This window comes from Allobosea sp. BE125 (assembly GCF_031456075.1).
In the GTDB taxonomy this organism is placed as follows: domain Bacteria; phylum Pseudomonadota; class Alphaproteobacteria; order Rhizobiales; family Beijerinckiaceae; genus Allobosea.
In genome coordinates this window covers 296,502-309,967 of sequence record NZ_JAVDTY010000004.1, presented here as the reverse complement: position 1 = coordinate 309,967, position 13,466 = coordinate 296,502, and the positions used below count along the sequence as shown (strand labels likewise).

The following is a 13,466-nucleotide window of genomic DNA, read 5'->3' as shown; positions in this document are numbered from 1 at the left end:
GGCCCCAGAACTCAGCGCCCCGAGGAACCCGCCTGCCGCATCGCCTCTTCCGACGCCAGGAAGGCCGCGACCTCCGGGCTCGGCTCCGGGCTCGTCGCCCCGATGCCGATCTCCGCCATCAGCGTCGCGACGGGCACATATCTCTTGCCGGCACGGTCGTAGAGCGCGGCACGGACGAGCGCGACAGCGGCGACGATCTCGCTGCCGTCACGCGCCCGGCTCAGCACGCGATGCTGCATCACCAGCCAAGATTCGCTCCAGCACAGGATCGCGGTCTCGAGCCGGAAGGGCCTGAACAAGCGCAACTCCCGGCGGAACCGGATGGTGCCCGCATTCACCACCGGCACCCAGCGATGGCGCAGCACCGCGCGCCACAGCCCGGTGCGCAGCATGAGGTCGGTGCGGCCGAGATCCATCAGGGTCCAGTAGCGGCCATTATTCATGTGCAGGCTGGTGTCGAGATCGAGCGGCCAGACGCGGAAACCCAGCAGAGAGGGCGCCCCCAGCGGCTTGAGCCTTGGGCGGAACGGGCTGGTCAGGAGCAGCCAGAGCAGGCGCAGCCAGAGATTCATCGCGGCCTCTTGATTGCGGCATGAGGAGAAACTGCGACCGCTTCTAGCTGCGCGGGCGGCCGAGTCGATAGTATGTCTTCCGATCACGCGGGGCTCGCGGCCCGCAGCTCACTCGCGACCGACAGGACCTTCGGCATGCCGACCTTGCACGTCTCCTCACTGTCGCGGCTCCACGAGACCGTGGCCGCCGTGCGCGCCAGCCATGTGGTGACGTTGATCAACATCAACACGGTGGTCGAGCGGCCCGCGAGCATCGCGCCGGAGCGCCATCTCTTCCTCGGCATGTCGGATATCGTCGCGCCCATGGACGGGCACATCGTGCCGGCCGAGGCGCATGTCGAGCGCTTCCTGCATTTCGTCGGCGAGTGGGACCGCGCCGCGCCGCTGGTGGTCCATTGCTGGGCCGGCATCAGTCGCTCGACGGCAGCAGCCTTTATCGCCGCCTGCGCGCTCGGGCCGGGGCGCAATGAGGAGGAGATCGCCACCGCCCTGCGCGCCGCCTCGCCCTCGGCGACGCCCAATGCACGGCTCGTTGCCATCGCCGATGCGATGCTTCGCCGCGACGGCCGGATGAGCGCCGCAATCGAGCGGATCGGCCGCGGCGAAGACGCCTTCGAGGGCACGCCGTTTCAGCTCGCTCTGGCCTGAAAGGCAGGCGAAATCCGGTTCTCAAGCCCGGCAGCATCGTGCGGGCTGCGGCGCAGCTCGCGTCGAACACGGCGCGATTTTTCGGTTCCGGCGCAGAATATTGCTTGCGCCCGCCGGATTTTGCGACAATGCATCCGGCAAGAGGGGTTTTGCCAGCGCCATGACGATCGAACTCGATTCCCGCGACCGCTCCATCCTGCGCATCCTGCAGATGGACGGGCGGATCACCAATTCCGACCTTGCCGAGAAGGTGCATCTGTCGCCCTCGGCCTGCCTGCGCCGGGTCCGCCAGCTCGAGGAGAGCGGGCTGATCCGTGGCTATGCGATGCTGCTCGACGACAAGATCGCGGGCTTCCCCGGCACCGCCTTCGTCTTCGTCACGCTCGACCAGCAGGGCCGCGCCTCGCTCGAAGGTTTCGAACAGGCGGTGCAGAACCTGCCCGAGATCCTGGAATGCCATCTGCTCGCCGGCGCGCATGATTATCTGATGCGCGTGATCTACCGCGACAGCGCCGATTTCGAGCGCATCCACACCGACATCATCACGCAATTGCCGGGCGTCACCCGCGTGCAATCGACGCTGACGCTGCGCACCATCAAGAAGAGTTCGGCGCTGCCGGTGTGACGCGCGGGGTTGCGGCGCGCGTCCCGGAGACCGATAAGCTCTGGTCAAACGGGAATCGCGCCAGTGACCGAAGCCAAGCAGAACTCAGACATCGCCGCCCTGCCCTTCGAGGCTGCGCTCAAGGAACTCGAGGCGATCGTCGCCAAGCTCGAACGCGGTGACGTGCCGCTTGAAGAATCGATCGACATCTACACGCGCGGCGAGGCCCTGAAGGCGCGCTGCGACGCGTTGCTGAAGCAGGCCGAGGCGCGCATCGAGAAGATCACGCTGGGCGCCGACGGCAAGCCGACCGGAACCGCGCCGCTCGACGTCGGAAACTGAGCGCGGGGTAGCTTCGCGGGATGACCGGGGTTCCAAAGATCGCGGCAAGGCCCGCGCCGGCGCTGACGCTGCCTCTCGCCTTCGAGACGCAGCTGACATTGGCGGACGTCACCGAAGCCTCCCTGCTCGCCAACGCCCCGCTGATCCGGTCCAATCGCCGGCGCCTGCTGACCATCGGCCTGCCGAGCCTGTGGTTCTTCGCCATCCTCGGTGCCTTCGCCGGCTGGCGCCCCGCCCGCAGCCCGTTGAGCTTCGCGCAGCTCGGCGATTTCCTGGCGATCTTCATCGGCGACATTCCCTTCTACCTGCTGCTCGTCATCTCGGCGGGGGTCGTGCTGTGGTGGCTGATCCATCCCTGGCGGATGCGGCGGCTCATGCAAAAGGCCCTGCGAGCCGCCGGCTTCGAGACGCCGATCCTGCTGCGCTACGTCATCGAAGCCGACGGCCTGACGACGCGGGAACCGCAGCGCGAGAGCTTCACGCCATGGAGCCACATCTCCAGGCTGGATGAGGGGCGCGATCACCTCTTCTTCGTGCTGCCGTCGCAGGAGGAAACGGTCGCGCTGCCGAAGCGGGCCATTCCCGCCGGCCAGATCGACAGCCTGCGCGGGTGGCTGGGACAGTGGATCGGCGTAGCCCAGCTGCTGCCGGAGCCGCCTGCTCCGCCCGACAATGCCCTCAGCTTCGAGGTCGCTATGGAGCCGAAGGACTGGGCCGCCCATGTCGCCTGGTATCAAGATCTGCCCGAGCTGCGCCGCTCGCGCCGATGGGGCATCGTCCGCAACTGGCTGCTGGCGAGCCTGGCGGTACCGGTCCTTACCATCGCGGCGTGGGCACTCGATACGGAGCGGCTGCCGGTCTCGCTGTCCCTGCCGATCTTCTGGGACCTGTTCCCCAGCTTTTTCTGGAAACCCGCGCTGGCCTTCGGCGTGCTGGCGGCGCTGAGGCTTGCGTTCGACAGGCCGCTGATGCGCTGGTTCGCCGGTTACTCGGGCGCGACGCTGTATAACAGCACAAGCAAAACGCCGAACCGCTTCGTGGTCGACGACAGCGGCATTCTCACGGTCAAGGGCGCCGCCACGACCTTCGTCAAATGGCCGGGCGTGATCGGCCTCGCGCGCCAGCCCGAGCATTGGCTGATGCGGATCAGCCGGGGCTCGACGCTGATCGTGCCGCGGCGCGCCCTGGATCCGGCGCAGTCCGAACGCCTGGAAGCGTTGTGCTCCCGCCACATTCAGCAGGCCTGATGCGACAGGAGGGAAGCGTCATGAAGGTTGTCGCCGCATCCGTCATCGCCGCGGGCCTCACCCTCTCCGCGCTGCAGGCTGGCGCGCAGGAGCGCGTGCTGCGCATGGATGACGGACTCCAGCTTACCCTTCCCGAGGGCTGGCGCCTGGACGAGGCCGGCGACGACCGATTCGATGCGACCGGCCGCAGGCGCGTGCATCTCGTCTGCGAAACGCACGCCTGCAAGCATACGCAGGAGACCTGCACCTTCGTGCTGCGCGCCAAGCCCGTGGCGGGCGCAAACGACGCAGCCCGCCTCGCCGACCTCTACGAAGCCCCGCTCACCCGCTATGCCCGCCTGAAGAGCGTGCTGAAGAGCACCAGCAAGGACGCCGAGATCCGCCAGGACCTCGCCATCCGGCGCATCGGCGACCGCGACTGGTACGTCGTCGAGACCGATGCACGGCACAATTACAAATCCGGCTATTTCGCCGAGACGGTCATCGACGGGACTTATCTCGGCGCCATCTGCAAGACCTGTGAAACCGGCGAGATCCGCCATCAGGGCGGCCAGAAGATGCTCATGAGCCTGAAGTCCGACAAGGCGCGATCCGCCGCCTTGCGATAGCGCGGCGGCGCTCCGATCGATCCTGCTCTAACATGTTGATGAAAGACGGATTCAGATTTCAAATGGGACCACAAGGTGATCCCATCTGAAATCTGAATCCTCTAGCCGGCGCCGGCCCCTGTCGGCAGGCCGACGACCAGTTCCTCCACCAAGCGCGCAACATGCTGGACCGCAGGATCGCGGGCGCGGCGCTTGTGCCAGGCGATGTGCAGCGGGAAGCCCTCGACCGCGATCGGCGGCGGCAATGCGATGAGGCTCTCCTGGTCGGAAAGCGGCAGGCAGCGGCTCGGCAGCAGCGCGATCATGTCCGAGCCCGCGAGCAGCGACGGCACCATCAGGAAGCTCGGCACGACCATGCCGACATGGCGCGTGCGGCCGAGCCGGGCCAGAGCTTCGTCCAGCGCGCCATGGGTCTCGCCGCGCCCCGAGACCAGCACATGCGGATAAGCCAGCCAGCGATCGAGAGCGAAATCGGCCGCCGCTGGGTGACCCTTGCGCATCGCGACGCGATAGGTCTCGCGCAGCAACTCCTGGCGCGTGAAATCGGCCTCGACTGTCGGAAAGACCGAGACCGCAAGATCGATCGTGCCCCGCGCCAGCCCTTCGAGCGCAGCGCTCGCGCTATGCCAGGGCATGATGGCGAGCGTGATGCCAGGCGCCGTCCTCGCCAGATGCGCCTGTAGCGGGGGAGCGATCGCGACAGCGGGAAGATCGGCCATGACGATGCGCACCGTCTGCCGGATCGCCGACAGGTCGGGCTCCCGCTGCCGCAACAGCGCCGCCATGCCGGCCAGCACATCCTTGACCGGCTGCGCCAGCGCCTGAGCCTTCGGCGTCAGCACCATGCCCCCAGTACCGCGCTCCAGCAGCCTGTCCTGGAAGAGCTGGCGGCAGCGCTCGAGTGCGCTCGATGCCGCCGGTTGCGACAGGCCGAGACGCTCCGCAGCGCGCGAGACATGAGCCTCATCGAGCAGCGCGTCGAGGATGACGAGGAGGTTGAGATCGACGGCACGTAAATTCATAGGATGAATGATACGATATACAAATCATCCATTGGAATGATTTTCTCGCGCGCAGCATTCTCCGGCCACCGCAAAGGAGATTGCCATGCCCAAAGCTGCTATGCTCAAGACCCTGATCCTGCTGTTCCACCCGCATTTCGAGCGCTCGCGCGCCAACAAGGCGCTGTGCGAAGCGGCCAGCGCCCTGCTCGATGTCGAGATCGTCGACATGCAGGCTCTCTATCCCGATGGCCGCATCGACACCGACGCGGAAGTCCGCCGGCTCATCGCCGCCGACCGCATCGTCTTCCAGTTCCCCTTGCAGTGGTATTCGACGCCGCCTTTGCTCAAGAGCTGGCAGGACGCGGTGCTGACGCGGATGTTCTACATCGCCTATGAAACGGAGGGTGCGAAACTCGCCGGCAAGCCGCTGCTGGTCGTCGCCACCGCGGGCAACACCCGCCAAGCCTATGCGCCTGATGGCGCCAACCTATTCCCGCTGCGGGACCTTCTGAAGCCGCTCAGGGCCACGGCCCATCGCTGCGACCTCGCCTGGGCCGAGCCTTTCCTGATCTACAATGCACACAAGGCCGATGACGAGGCACTGCACGCAGCGGCCGAGCACTATGTCGCGCGGCTCGGACGGCTTGCCGCCCCGGCGTCGCGAGGCCAGGCCGCCTGAGCGCGCCGGGCTGCCAGAGCAGGATGCGAAAAAGTGGAAACCGGTTTTTCGCATAGATCCTGCTATCACTTTCGATGAGAGCCGGATGATTTCAGCTGGGATCACTTCGTGAGCCCAGCTGAAATCATCCGGCTCTCGCTCCCAACGCTCTTGCCGGGGCCGATCAATCCCGTCAGATTCAGGCGAAGCAAGGAGCCATGCTCATGTCCGAGCTACCCGACGAAGATCCCGTCCTGGGCGATGCCCGTTCCTGCCAGGCGATCGAGCAGGTGATCGTGCCGCGCGCACGCGATCTCGGCGGCTTCTCGGTCAGGCGGGCGCTGCCCTCGATCGGGCGCAAGATGGTCGGCCCTTTCATCTTCTTCGACCAGATGGGCCCGGCCGAGTTCCATCTCGGCGAGGGGCTCGACGTGCGCCCGCACCCGCATATCGGGCTCTCCACGGTGACCTATCTCTTCGACGGCGAGATCATGCATCGTGACTCGCTCGGCACCGCGCTCGCCATCAAGCCCGGCGCCGTCAATCTGATGACGGCCGGGCGCGGCATCGTCCATTCCGAGCGCACCGGCCTTGAGGCGCGCGCCAGCGGCCCGCGCCTCTACGGCATCCAGGCCTGGCTCGCCTTGCCCAAGACGCATGAGGAGACCGCGCCGGAGTTCATCCATCACGCTGCGTCCGAATTGCCGCGCATCGTAGAGGGAGGAAAACGCATCAGCCTGATCATGGGCTCGGCCTATGGCCAGACCTCGCCGGTGAAATTCCCCTGGGAGGCGCTCTATGCCGAGGCCGTGCTCTCGCCCGGCGCGATCCTGCCGCTCGACCCCGATTATGATGAGCGCGCGATCTATATCGTGACGGGCAAGGTCGACATTGCCGGCGACGAGTTCGGCGCCGGCCAATTGCTGATCTTCAAGCCCGGCGACCGCATCTCGATCCTCGGCGTCGACCAGGCCCGCCTGATGATCGTCGGCGGCGAGCCGATGGATGGGCCGCGCCATATCTGGTGGAACTTCGTCTCCTCCTCGAAGGAGCGCATCGACCAGGCCAAGGCGGAGTGGAAGGCCGGCCGCTTCGATACCGTGCCCGGAGACGAGACCGAGTTCATTCCGCTGCCCGAGGGCTGAGAGCATTGTCGAGCGAAGCGGGCACCGGTTCGCGTGAAGAAAATGAGATAAAACAAGGAGGTAGAGCATTTCCACGATTCGAAGAAACGCGGAAATGCTCAAGCGCCGACGATGGCTTTCGGATCACCTAAATCTGAAATTATATTTCCATAGAAAAATTCATTATAGTAATCGAGTATTCGTATATATACGCATTTACGACATTTTTTATGTTACCTAACGATAATCATGCTATATACTTGATTGTTATTAGGATATAACTTATAAAAAGCAATTGATCTCCACAAAATTAATCTATGATATGAGCGGTTCCATCCGCCTTCATACGGGCAAGGCCATCCTTCATCTGCTGCAACAGCTCCGGCGCGTGTCCTTGCCACTTCGTCACCTCGGCAATAATTCGGAGCGGATCACGTGAGCGATAGGATAGCGTTGGATTGCCGGGGAATTTCTTATCGGTCAGGTTGGGGTCATCCTCGATCGACCCGGTGGGCTCCACGACGTAGATTCGCTCCGGCGATTGGCCTGCCGCAAGCTCGGCTCCCCAGATCGCCGCGTCCAGGGTGCTCGCAAAATACACCCAGGATAGAGGCTCGGCATCGGTGAAGTTCGACTGGTGGCCGACGACGATCAGGCTACCGGGCTCAAGATCGGCGCGGGTACCGTGGAAGAACGATTGCGAGAACACGCTGGCGGGAGCTGACATGGCCTTGAGGGTCCTTTGAAGTGAATCGAGGACCGTCTCAATGGCACAAGGACCCCAGCTTGACGCAAGTCCCACCTCAGCGTAGACGATAATAGTGGGATGATGTCGATCACCCATATTCCAGAATAAATCAAAGTAAGGACGACTGGGCGACCGCCTGTCGATCGATGCCATCTGGCGGGCAAGAGCGTCCCGGCTTTTCATTGCCGGTCGCTCCGCTGTTGGTTGCTTGGCTTCCTGAGCGGAGCGACGCGCATAGGGCGCGCGCAGTCAAAGCTATTTGCCAATGAACGGTTTCAAGATAGCTGGGTAGTCTCGCGTCATTGGTGGAGTGCGCACAAGCTGCCCCGCGAAGCCCCTTCGAAAGCCAGCATGCCAATGCAACGGAATGTGCCCACGTCCGACCCGGGCTCAATGAGACTGCGCGGCTTTCTCTGGGCCGGACTCTCGGTCTCGATCTTCGCCGGCTGGTTCGTGGTCACGCGCTTCAGCGTCACCCGCATCCTCAGCGTCTGGGACCTGACCGCGCTGCGCTACGGCATCGGCGCGATCCTGCTCGCGCCGGTTCTGCTGCGCGGTTTGCCGCCCCAGGCCTGGCGCAACGGCTTCGTCTTCGCGCTGCTCTGGGGCGCACCCTTCGCGATCCTGGTCGCGCTCGGCGTGCAGATGACCTCGGCCGCCCGCGCCGCCTCGGTGACGCCGGCTCTGATGCCGGTCTTCGCCGGCTTGCTGGGCTGGGCGCTGCTGCGGGAGCGCCCCGGCACGATCCGGCTCGCCGGCTATGCCGCCATCGCGACCGGGCTTGGCGGCCTCGTCCTGACCGCGAATGGCGGGCAGGCCGCACCGAGCCTGCTCGGGCTCGGCCTTCTGGTTCTGGCTGCGGCGATGTGGGCCAGCTACACCCTGCTCCTGCGCCGCAGCGGCCTGAGCGCAATCCAGTCGGCGGCGCTGATCTGCTTCTGGTCGGCCGTGATCTTCGTGCCGGTCTATCTCGCCCTCGGCATCAGCCGCCTCGGACAGGCCCCGACCGCCGAGATCGCGGTCCAGGGCTTCTATCAGGGCGTGCTGATGAGCAGCGTCGCGCTGATCAGCTTCAATCGCGGCGTGGCCTTGCTGGGCTCCTCGGCTGCGGCTGCGATGATCGCGCTGGTGCCGGTAGCCGCCTCGCTCCTCGCCATCCTGCTCCTGGGCGAGATACCAGCAGTGGTGGAAGGGGTTTCGATCGCGATCATCGTCGCCGGCGTGCTGCTGGCGGCGCGCCCCGCCCGGTCATGAGCGGGCGGCAAGCCAGGCCTTGCTTACGGTGGCGGCGACTTCGCCCTCCGGCATGGTCCTGAGCCCGGGCATCCGCGACGCCAGGATCGCCAGCGTCGAGAGCGCGAAAAGCCCGACCGGCAGCAGCATCGCGGCCTGCAGGCCGAGCCATTCGCCAGCCAAACCTCCGGCCAGCGCCCCCACCGGCCGCATGCCGTACATCGCCGTGGTGAGCGTCGCACTGACGCGGCCGAGCAGAGCCTGCGGCGTCACTGCCTGACGCAGGCTGGTCTGGGTGATGAACCAGAGGATCGGCCCGAAGCCGAACAGGAAGAAGGCGAGCGCCAGCGCCGGCCAGCCGAGCGAGGCCGAGGCAAGCGCGAGCAATCCCGCTCCGAGCAATGACGAAGCCGGGCCGAAGACGAGCAGGAGGCCGGTCGGCAGTCTTGCGATCAGAACGGGGCCGCTGAGCGCGCCCGCGATCAGGCCCGCACCATAGACGGAGGAGGCAAGGCCGATCGTCTCGGGCGCCAGCAGCAGGACGCGGGCTGCATAAGGCGTGACGATCGCGAGGAAGGCGAAGAAGGCCATGTTCCAGCCGATGGCGCAGAGCGCGATCGGCCGCAGATAAGGATGGCGCGCCACAAAAGCGCCGCCCTCGGCGATGGCGCGATGCAGCGGCTGGCGCGGCTGGGCGGGCGGACGGTCTCCCGGCAGGCGCGTGGCGGCGACGAGCACGACGAGGCCTGCCAGCGCGCATATGACAAGGCCGAGCGCACCCATGCCATGCGCCACCGCCCAGCCGGCGATCAGCGGGGCGGCCAGGCTGAAGCAGGCGCGGCCAAGCTCGAGCCGGCCATTGGCGCGCGGCAATGTCGTCACCGGGACCATGCGCGGCAGCAGCACGAAGATCGACAGCGCGATCACCACCGGCCCCGAAGCCGCGATGAAGGTCGAGAGACCCAGGGGCCATCCGACCAGGCCCAGCGCCAGCAGCCCCGCCCCCATGAGCGAGCCCGTCAGCATCAGCCCGCCGCCAAGCATGACAAGGCTGCGCGGCGCGATCCGGTCGGCGAAGACGCCGGCCGGCAGCGAGACCAGCAACCAGGCCGCCGATTGCGCCGCCACCAGCAGGCCGACCAGGCGCGGGCTCGCCCCGCCTTGCGTCGCGGCCAGCGAGATCGTGTCGAGAGCCAGCTTGTCGGCAAATTGCGAGGAGACGCCGGCGAGGAGAAGGGCGATGGGGACGGGCGACGACATGGGGCGTTTCCTGCTTGCGGGAGACCGCAAACTCGCCCATCGCCGGGGCCGAACCCACCCGTTTCCTGTCTTCAGGGAGGGTTGCTCATGCTAGGGAGCAGAATGCCCTCGGATCCACCGCGTCATCCTGGACAAGCCACGCAGCGGCGCAGATCCGGGATCCATCGGAGAGCGCCGAGCCCTCCGATGGAGCCCGGGATTTCGCTGAGTTTATCCTTGGGCCGATCGAAGATCGGACCCGAGGGCGAAACCCAGGATGACGGCGCGTTTCAGAGCTAGGTTGGTAATCCCTACGCCACCATCGCCGGCACGCGCTTGTGGTAGTCCGTCGCCTGCTGCAGCGCGTAGCCAATGCGCAGCGCCATCGCTTCCTCATAGCCCGGGCAGCAGATCTGCAAGGAGAGCGGCAGGCCACCAGTGGTGAAGCCGTTGGGCAGCGAGAGCGCACACATCTCCATGAAATTGCCGAAGCGGGTGAAGCGCGAAGGCATCATGTCCTGGTCGACCTCGTCGAGCCTGATCGCCGCCATCGCCGTGCTCGGCGTCAGCAGCGCGTCGACGCCCGCCATCGCCGCCGCCATCAGGGCCTTGCACTCGACCTGCTGGCGCTTGGTGGCGAGATAGTCCTGGGCCGAGACCCTGGCCCCGACGAGCACGCGGGCCCTGACGGCATCGTCCATCACCACGCCTGCGTCATCGGCCATCGCGCCGTCGTTGAAATAGGCCTCCGCCTCCAGGATCGCTTGCGCCCTGGTGAAATCGCTGAAGGTGAAGGGCAGGACGACATCGACGATCTCGGCGCCGAGCCCGGCCAGCGTCTCGAGCGAGCGGTCATAGGCCGCCAGCACCTCCTCCGCGCAGCCCGCGCGCTCGGAGGCCGGCATCCGCCCGAGCCGCAGGCCCCGCACGCCGCGCTTCAGGGTCGGCAGCGGATCGGCCGCCGCGATGCCGCGCGTATTGGGATCGAGCGGATCGGGCCCCTGCAGCACATTGTAGAGCAGGGCCGCATCCTCGACGTCGCGCGCCATCGGGCCCGGCGTGTCGAGCGAGGTCGAAAGCGGCAGGATGCCATGGGTCGAGGCCCGGCCGATGGTGAGCTTGAGGCCGGTCAGGCCGCAGAAGGAAGCCGGCAGGCGGACCGAGCCGCCGGTGTCGGTGCCGATCGCCCAGGGCGCGAGGCGCGCCGCCACCGCCACGCCCGAGCCGTTGCTGGAGCCGCCGGGCGTGCGCGCATGTTCGGGGTCCCAGGGGTTCCAGGGCGTGCCCATATGCTGGTTGGTGCCCCAACCGCCGAAGGCGAACTCGACGGTATGGGTCTTGCCGAGCACGATCATGCCCTGCGCGATCATGCGCCTGGCGATCGTCGCGGTCACGGTCGAGCGGCGCGTGCGCCAGTGCGCCGAGCCTCCGGTGGTGATGCGGCCCTCCAGCTCGATCAGATCCTTCAGCGCCACCGGCACGCCATGGAGCGGGCCGACGGCATGGCCGGAGCGGATCGCCTTGTCGGCCCCCTCGGCCGCGAGCCTGGCGTCCATGCCGTAGACGGCGACGAAGGATTGGAGTTTCGGCTCGAACTTGTCGATGCGCTTCAGGAACGCATCGACGACATCGACGGGAGACACTCTTTTGGCGGCGATCTCGCGGGCCAGCACATGGGCCGGCAGGAAGGCGAGGTCGGTGAGGCTGCGCGAGACGTCGTTCATGGGATCACTGCATGCTCACGAGGGTCAGGTCGACGAACCAGGATTGCGGGGAGACGAAGCCCTTGACCTTGCCCGACATCGCACGCGGGTTGAGGTCGTGGACGATATAGAGCCAGGGCGGATTATCGACGAGCCGCTCATGGGCGATGGCAGTCTGCTCGGCGACCACCTTCGGATCGTTCGTGGCGGCCAGCTTCGCGAAGGCCGCCTCGAAGGCGTCGTCCTTCCACTGTGCGAAGTTGAAGCCGTTGGGCGGCGCGCCGGCGGCCGCGAAATAGCGCGCCATCACCGCGACATCCGATGAGGGCGAGCTGATGTTCAGGCTCAGCGAGCCGTTCAGGGCGGGCGCGTCCGGCAAGGCGCGCATATTGTTCAACAGCACCTGCCATTCCGAGACGACGAACTCGACATTGACGCCGCAGGCCTCCTTGAGATTGGCCTGCAGGAACTCGTTCATCGGCAGCGGCGACATCTGGCCGGAGCCCGAGGTCGAGATCATCACCTTGAAGGAGAGCGGCTTCTGCGCGGTGTAGCCGGCCTCCGCCAGCAGCGCCTTGCCCTTGGCGGGGTCGAAGCCATAGCGGTTCGCCGGCTTGCCGAAATCCGGATCGTTCGCCTTGAGCCAGCCGACCGCAGGCTCGGCCGTGCCGTTGAGCAGTTCGACGATGCCGGCGCGGTCGATGCAGTAGTTCAGCGCCTGGCGGACCTTCACGTCCTTGAAGGGGCTGTTGGTCGCGCCGATGCTGTAGAACCACGGCCAGACATGCGGGTAGGAGCCGGTGACGATCGAAAAGCCGGCCTGCTTCAGCGACGGGATGCCGTCGGCGGGCGGCACCTCGATCCAGTCGACCTGGCCGGTGCGCAAGGCGGCGAGCCGCGCATTCGCTTCCGGGATCGGCTGCAGCACGATTTTCTCGAGCTTGGCCTTCTTGGCTGTGTCCCAATAGCCGTCATTGCGGATCAGCTCGACCCGCTCGCGCGGAGCGACGCTGCCGATCCGGAAAGGCCCGGTTCCGGCCGACCCGACCAGCCCGACCTTGGCCCAGTCGCGCCCCGCCTTTTCGAAGGAAGCGGGCGAGGAGAACAGGATCAGCGCCGCCATATAGGGATAATAGGAGGCCGGGCTCGCGGTGGTGATCGCCACCGTCATGGCGTCGAGCTTGCGGTAGCCCGTCGTGATCGGCGCACGCGCCCGCACGATTCCGGCCGCCGGCGGCTCGAATTGCGGGGCGTCCTTGTTGAAATAGCGCTCCAGGTTCCAGATCACCGCATCGGCGTCGAAGGCGGTGCCGTCATGGAAGGTCACGCCGCGGCGCAGATGGAAGATCCATGTCTTGGGGTCGTCGGGCGATTGCTCCCAACGCTCGGCCAGGCCCGGACGCAGCGGCGCGAGCCGGTCGGTCGTCGTCAGATCCCAGAGCACCAGGCTCTCGAAGACCGGGTAGCCGAGGAAACGCATGCCCTCGAAGCCGTTATTGGGCATGCCGGTCGTGGTCGGGATGTCCGAGGCGGTCATCGCGATGCGCAAAGTCTGGGCCGTGGCCGCTTGCGGAACGAGCAGAGCGCAGCCGATGCCGGCGAGCGCGCCGCGCAAGGCCGGTTTCAAAAGGGCAAGGGCGGCGATCCATGGCCAACGAAAACGGCTTTCCGGCATGTCGTCTCCTTGAGCGGCGGCTCTCGCCGGGGGAAGCGCGAACCCAAAGCTCGAACGCACT

Annotated in this window: 14 protein-coding genes; 8 read left to right on the top strand and 6 right to left on the bottom strand. The window is 66.3% G+C overall.

The window, feature by feature from the left end; genetic code table 11:
• Nucleotides 1-11 precede the first annotated feature (11 nt).
• Nucleotides 12-572: a thioesterase family protein gene (locus J2Y55_RS12235; protein WP_310152915.1), complete on the bottom strand. Its 561-nt coding sequence runs from the start codon at nucleotides 570-572 to the stop codon at nucleotides 12-14.
• Between the two features lie 135 nt (nucleotides 573-707).
• Here J2Y55_RS12235 and J2Y55_RS12230 point away from each other — a divergent pair, with 135 nt between their 5' ends.
• The 5 genes from J2Y55_RS12230 to J2Y55_RS12210 all read left to right on the top strand — a co-directional run bounded on the left by J2Y55_RS12230 (nucleotide 708) and on the right by J2Y55_RS12210 (nucleotide 4,021).
• Entirely contained in the window at nucleotides 708-1,220 is a 513-nt protein-coding gene (locus J2Y55_RS12230) for a tyrosine phosphatase family protein (RefSeq protein WP_310153350.1), read from the top strand.
• A gap of 160 nt (nucleotides 1,221-1,380) precedes the next feature.
• Nucleotides 1,381-1,845, top strand: a complete 465-nt coding sequence (locus J2Y55_RS12225) for an Lrp/AsnC family transcriptional regulator (RefSeq protein ID WP_069690296.1) — start codon at nucleotides 1,381-1,383, stop codon at nucleotides 1,843-1,845.
• Between the two features lie 63 nt (nucleotides 1,846-1,908).
• On the top strand, nucleotides 1,909-2,166 hold the full coding sequence (locus J2Y55_RS12220) for an exodeoxyribonuclease VII small subunit (RefSeq protein WP_310152908.1): 258 nt from the start codon (nucleotides 1,909-1,911) through the stop codon (nucleotides 2,164-2,166).
• Nucleotides 2,167-2,264: 98 nt separating this feature from the next.
• Nucleotides 2,265-3,413, top strand: coding sequence for a YcxB family protein (locus J2Y55_RS12215; RefSeq protein WP_310152905.1), 1,149 nt, complete (start codon nucleotides 2,265-2,267; stop codon nucleotides 3,411-3,413).
• 20 nt (nucleotides 3,414-3,433) lie between these two features.
• Entirely contained in the window at nucleotides 3,434-4,021 is a 588-nt protein-coding gene (locus J2Y55_RS12210; RefSeq protein ID WP_310152902.1) for a hypothetical protein, read from the top strand.
• A gap of 101 nt (nucleotides 4,022-4,122) precedes the next feature.
• On the opposite strand, the gene J2Y55_RS12205 is transcribed toward J2Y55_RS12210, so the two are convergent.
• Nucleotides 4,123-5,043, bottom strand: coding sequence for a LysR family transcriptional regulator (locus J2Y55_RS12205; RefSeq protein WP_310152899.1), 921 nt, complete (start codon nucleotides 5,041-5,043; stop codon nucleotides 4,123-4,125).
• 85 nt (nucleotides 5,044-5,128) lie between these two features.
• Here J2Y55_RS12205 and J2Y55_RS12200 point away from each other — a divergent pair, with 85 nt between their 5' ends.
• Nucleotides 5,129-5,704, top strand: coding sequence for an NAD(P)H-dependent oxidoreductase (locus J2Y55_RS12200; RefSeq protein ID WP_310152896.1), 576 nt, complete (start codon nucleotides 5,129-5,131; stop codon nucleotides 5,702-5,704).
• A 203-nt stretch (nucleotides 5,705-5,907) separates the two neighbouring features.
• The gene (locus J2Y55_RS12195) at nucleotides 5,908-6,828 is read left to right on the top strand and encodes a pirin family protein (RefSeq protein WP_310152891.1); all 921 of its coding nucleotides are present in this window, start codon (nucleotides 5,908-5,910) and stop codon (nucleotides 6,826-6,828) included.
• A gap of 289 nt (nucleotides 6,829-7,117) precedes the next feature.
• On the opposite strand, the gene arr is transcribed toward J2Y55_RS12195, so the two are convergent.
• A complete protein-coding gene (gene arr, locus J2Y55_RS12190; RefSeq protein ID WP_310153347.1) occupies nucleotides 7,118-7,534 on the bottom strand; it encodes an NAD(+)--rifampin ADP-ribosyltransferase in 417 nt (138 codons plus the stop codon).
• Nucleotides 7,535-7,948: 414 nt separating this feature from the next.
• Here arr and J2Y55_RS12185 point away from each other — a divergent pair, with 414 nt between their 5' ends.
• Entirely contained in the window at nucleotides 7,949-8,809 is an 861-nt protein-coding gene (locus tag J2Y55_RS12185) for a DMT family transporter (RefSeq protein ID WP_310152888.1), read from the top strand.
• On the opposite strand, the gene J2Y55_RS12180 is transcribed toward J2Y55_RS12185, so the two are convergent.
• From J2Y55_RS12180 to J2Y55_RS12170, 3 genes are all read right to left on the bottom strand, one after another.
• Nucleotides 8,804-10,048 carry an MFS transporter gene (locus tag J2Y55_RS12180; protein WP_310152885.1) on the bottom strand — a complete coding sequence of 415 codons (1,245 nt, stop codon included), beginning with the start codon at nucleotides 10,046-10,048 and terminating at the stop codon, nucleotides 8,804-8,806. The two genes, J2Y55_RS12185 and J2Y55_RS12180, sit on opposite strands and share 6 nt — an antisense overlap.
• 290 nt (nucleotides 10,049-10,338) lie before the next feature.
• Entirely contained in the window at nucleotides 10,339-11,751 is a 1,413-nt protein-coding gene (locus J2Y55_RS12175; protein WP_310152882.1) for an amidase, read from the bottom strand.
• A 4-nt stretch (nucleotides 11,752-11,755) separates the two neighbouring features.
• Nucleotides 11,756-13,405, bottom strand: coding sequence for an ABC transporter substrate-binding protein (locus tag J2Y55_RS12170; RefSeq protein ID WP_310152879.1), 1,650 nt, complete (start codon nucleotides 13,403-13,405; stop codon nucleotides 11,756-11,758).
• Nucleotides 13,406-13,466 lie beyond the last annotated feature (61 nt).

Bases quoted from the DNA above. Each gene is read 5' to 3' on its own strand.
- J2Y55_RS12225 (WP_069690296.1), top strand. From the start codon at position 1,381: ATGACGATCGAACTCGATTCCCGCGACCGCTCCATCCTGCGCATCCTG.
- J2Y55_RS12170 (WP_310152879.1), bottom strand. From the start codon at position 13,405: ATGCCGGAAAGCCGTTTTCGTTGGCCATGGATCGCCGCCCTTGCCCTT.
- J2Y55_RS12180 (WP_310152885.1), bottom strand. From the start codon at position 10,048: ATGTCGTCGCCCGTCCCCATCGCCCTTCTCCTCGCCGGCGTCTCCTCG.
- J2Y55_RS12205 (WP_310152899.1), bottom strand. From the start codon at position 5,043: ATGAATTTACGTGCCGTCGATCTCAACCTCCTCGTCATCCTCGACGCG.
- arr (WP_310153347.1), bottom strand. From the start codon at position 7,534: ATGTCAGCTCCCGCCAGCGTGTTCTCGCAATCGTTCTTCCACGGTACC.
- J2Y55_RS12210 (WP_310152902.1), top strand. From the start codon at position 3,434: ATGAAGGTTGTCGCCGCATCCGTCATCGCCGCGGGCCTCACCCTCTCC.
- J2Y55_RS12200 (WP_310152896.1), top strand. From the start codon at position 5,129: ATGCCCAAAGCTGCTATGCTCAAGACCCTGATCCTGCTGTTCCACCCG.
- J2Y55_RS12230 (WP_310153350.1), top strand. From the start codon at position 708: ATGCCGACCTTGCACGTCTCCTCACTGTCGCGGCTCCACGAGACCGTG.
- J2Y55_RS12195 (WP_310152891.1), top strand. From the start codon at position 5,908: ATGTCCGAGCTACCCGACGAAGATCCCGTCCTGGGCGATGCCCGTTCC.
- J2Y55_RS12235 (WP_310152915.1), bottom strand. From the start codon at position 572: ATGAATCTCTGGCTGCGCCTGCTCTGGCTGCTCCTGACCAGCCCGTTC.
- J2Y55_RS12185 (WP_310152888.1), top strand. From the start codon at position 7,949: ATGAGACTGCGCGGCTTTCTCTGGGCCGGACTCTCGGTCTCGATCTTC.
- J2Y55_RS12175 (WP_310152882.1), bottom strand. From the start codon at position 11,751: ATGAACGACGTCTCGCGCAGCCTCACCGACCTCGCCTTCCTGCCGGCC.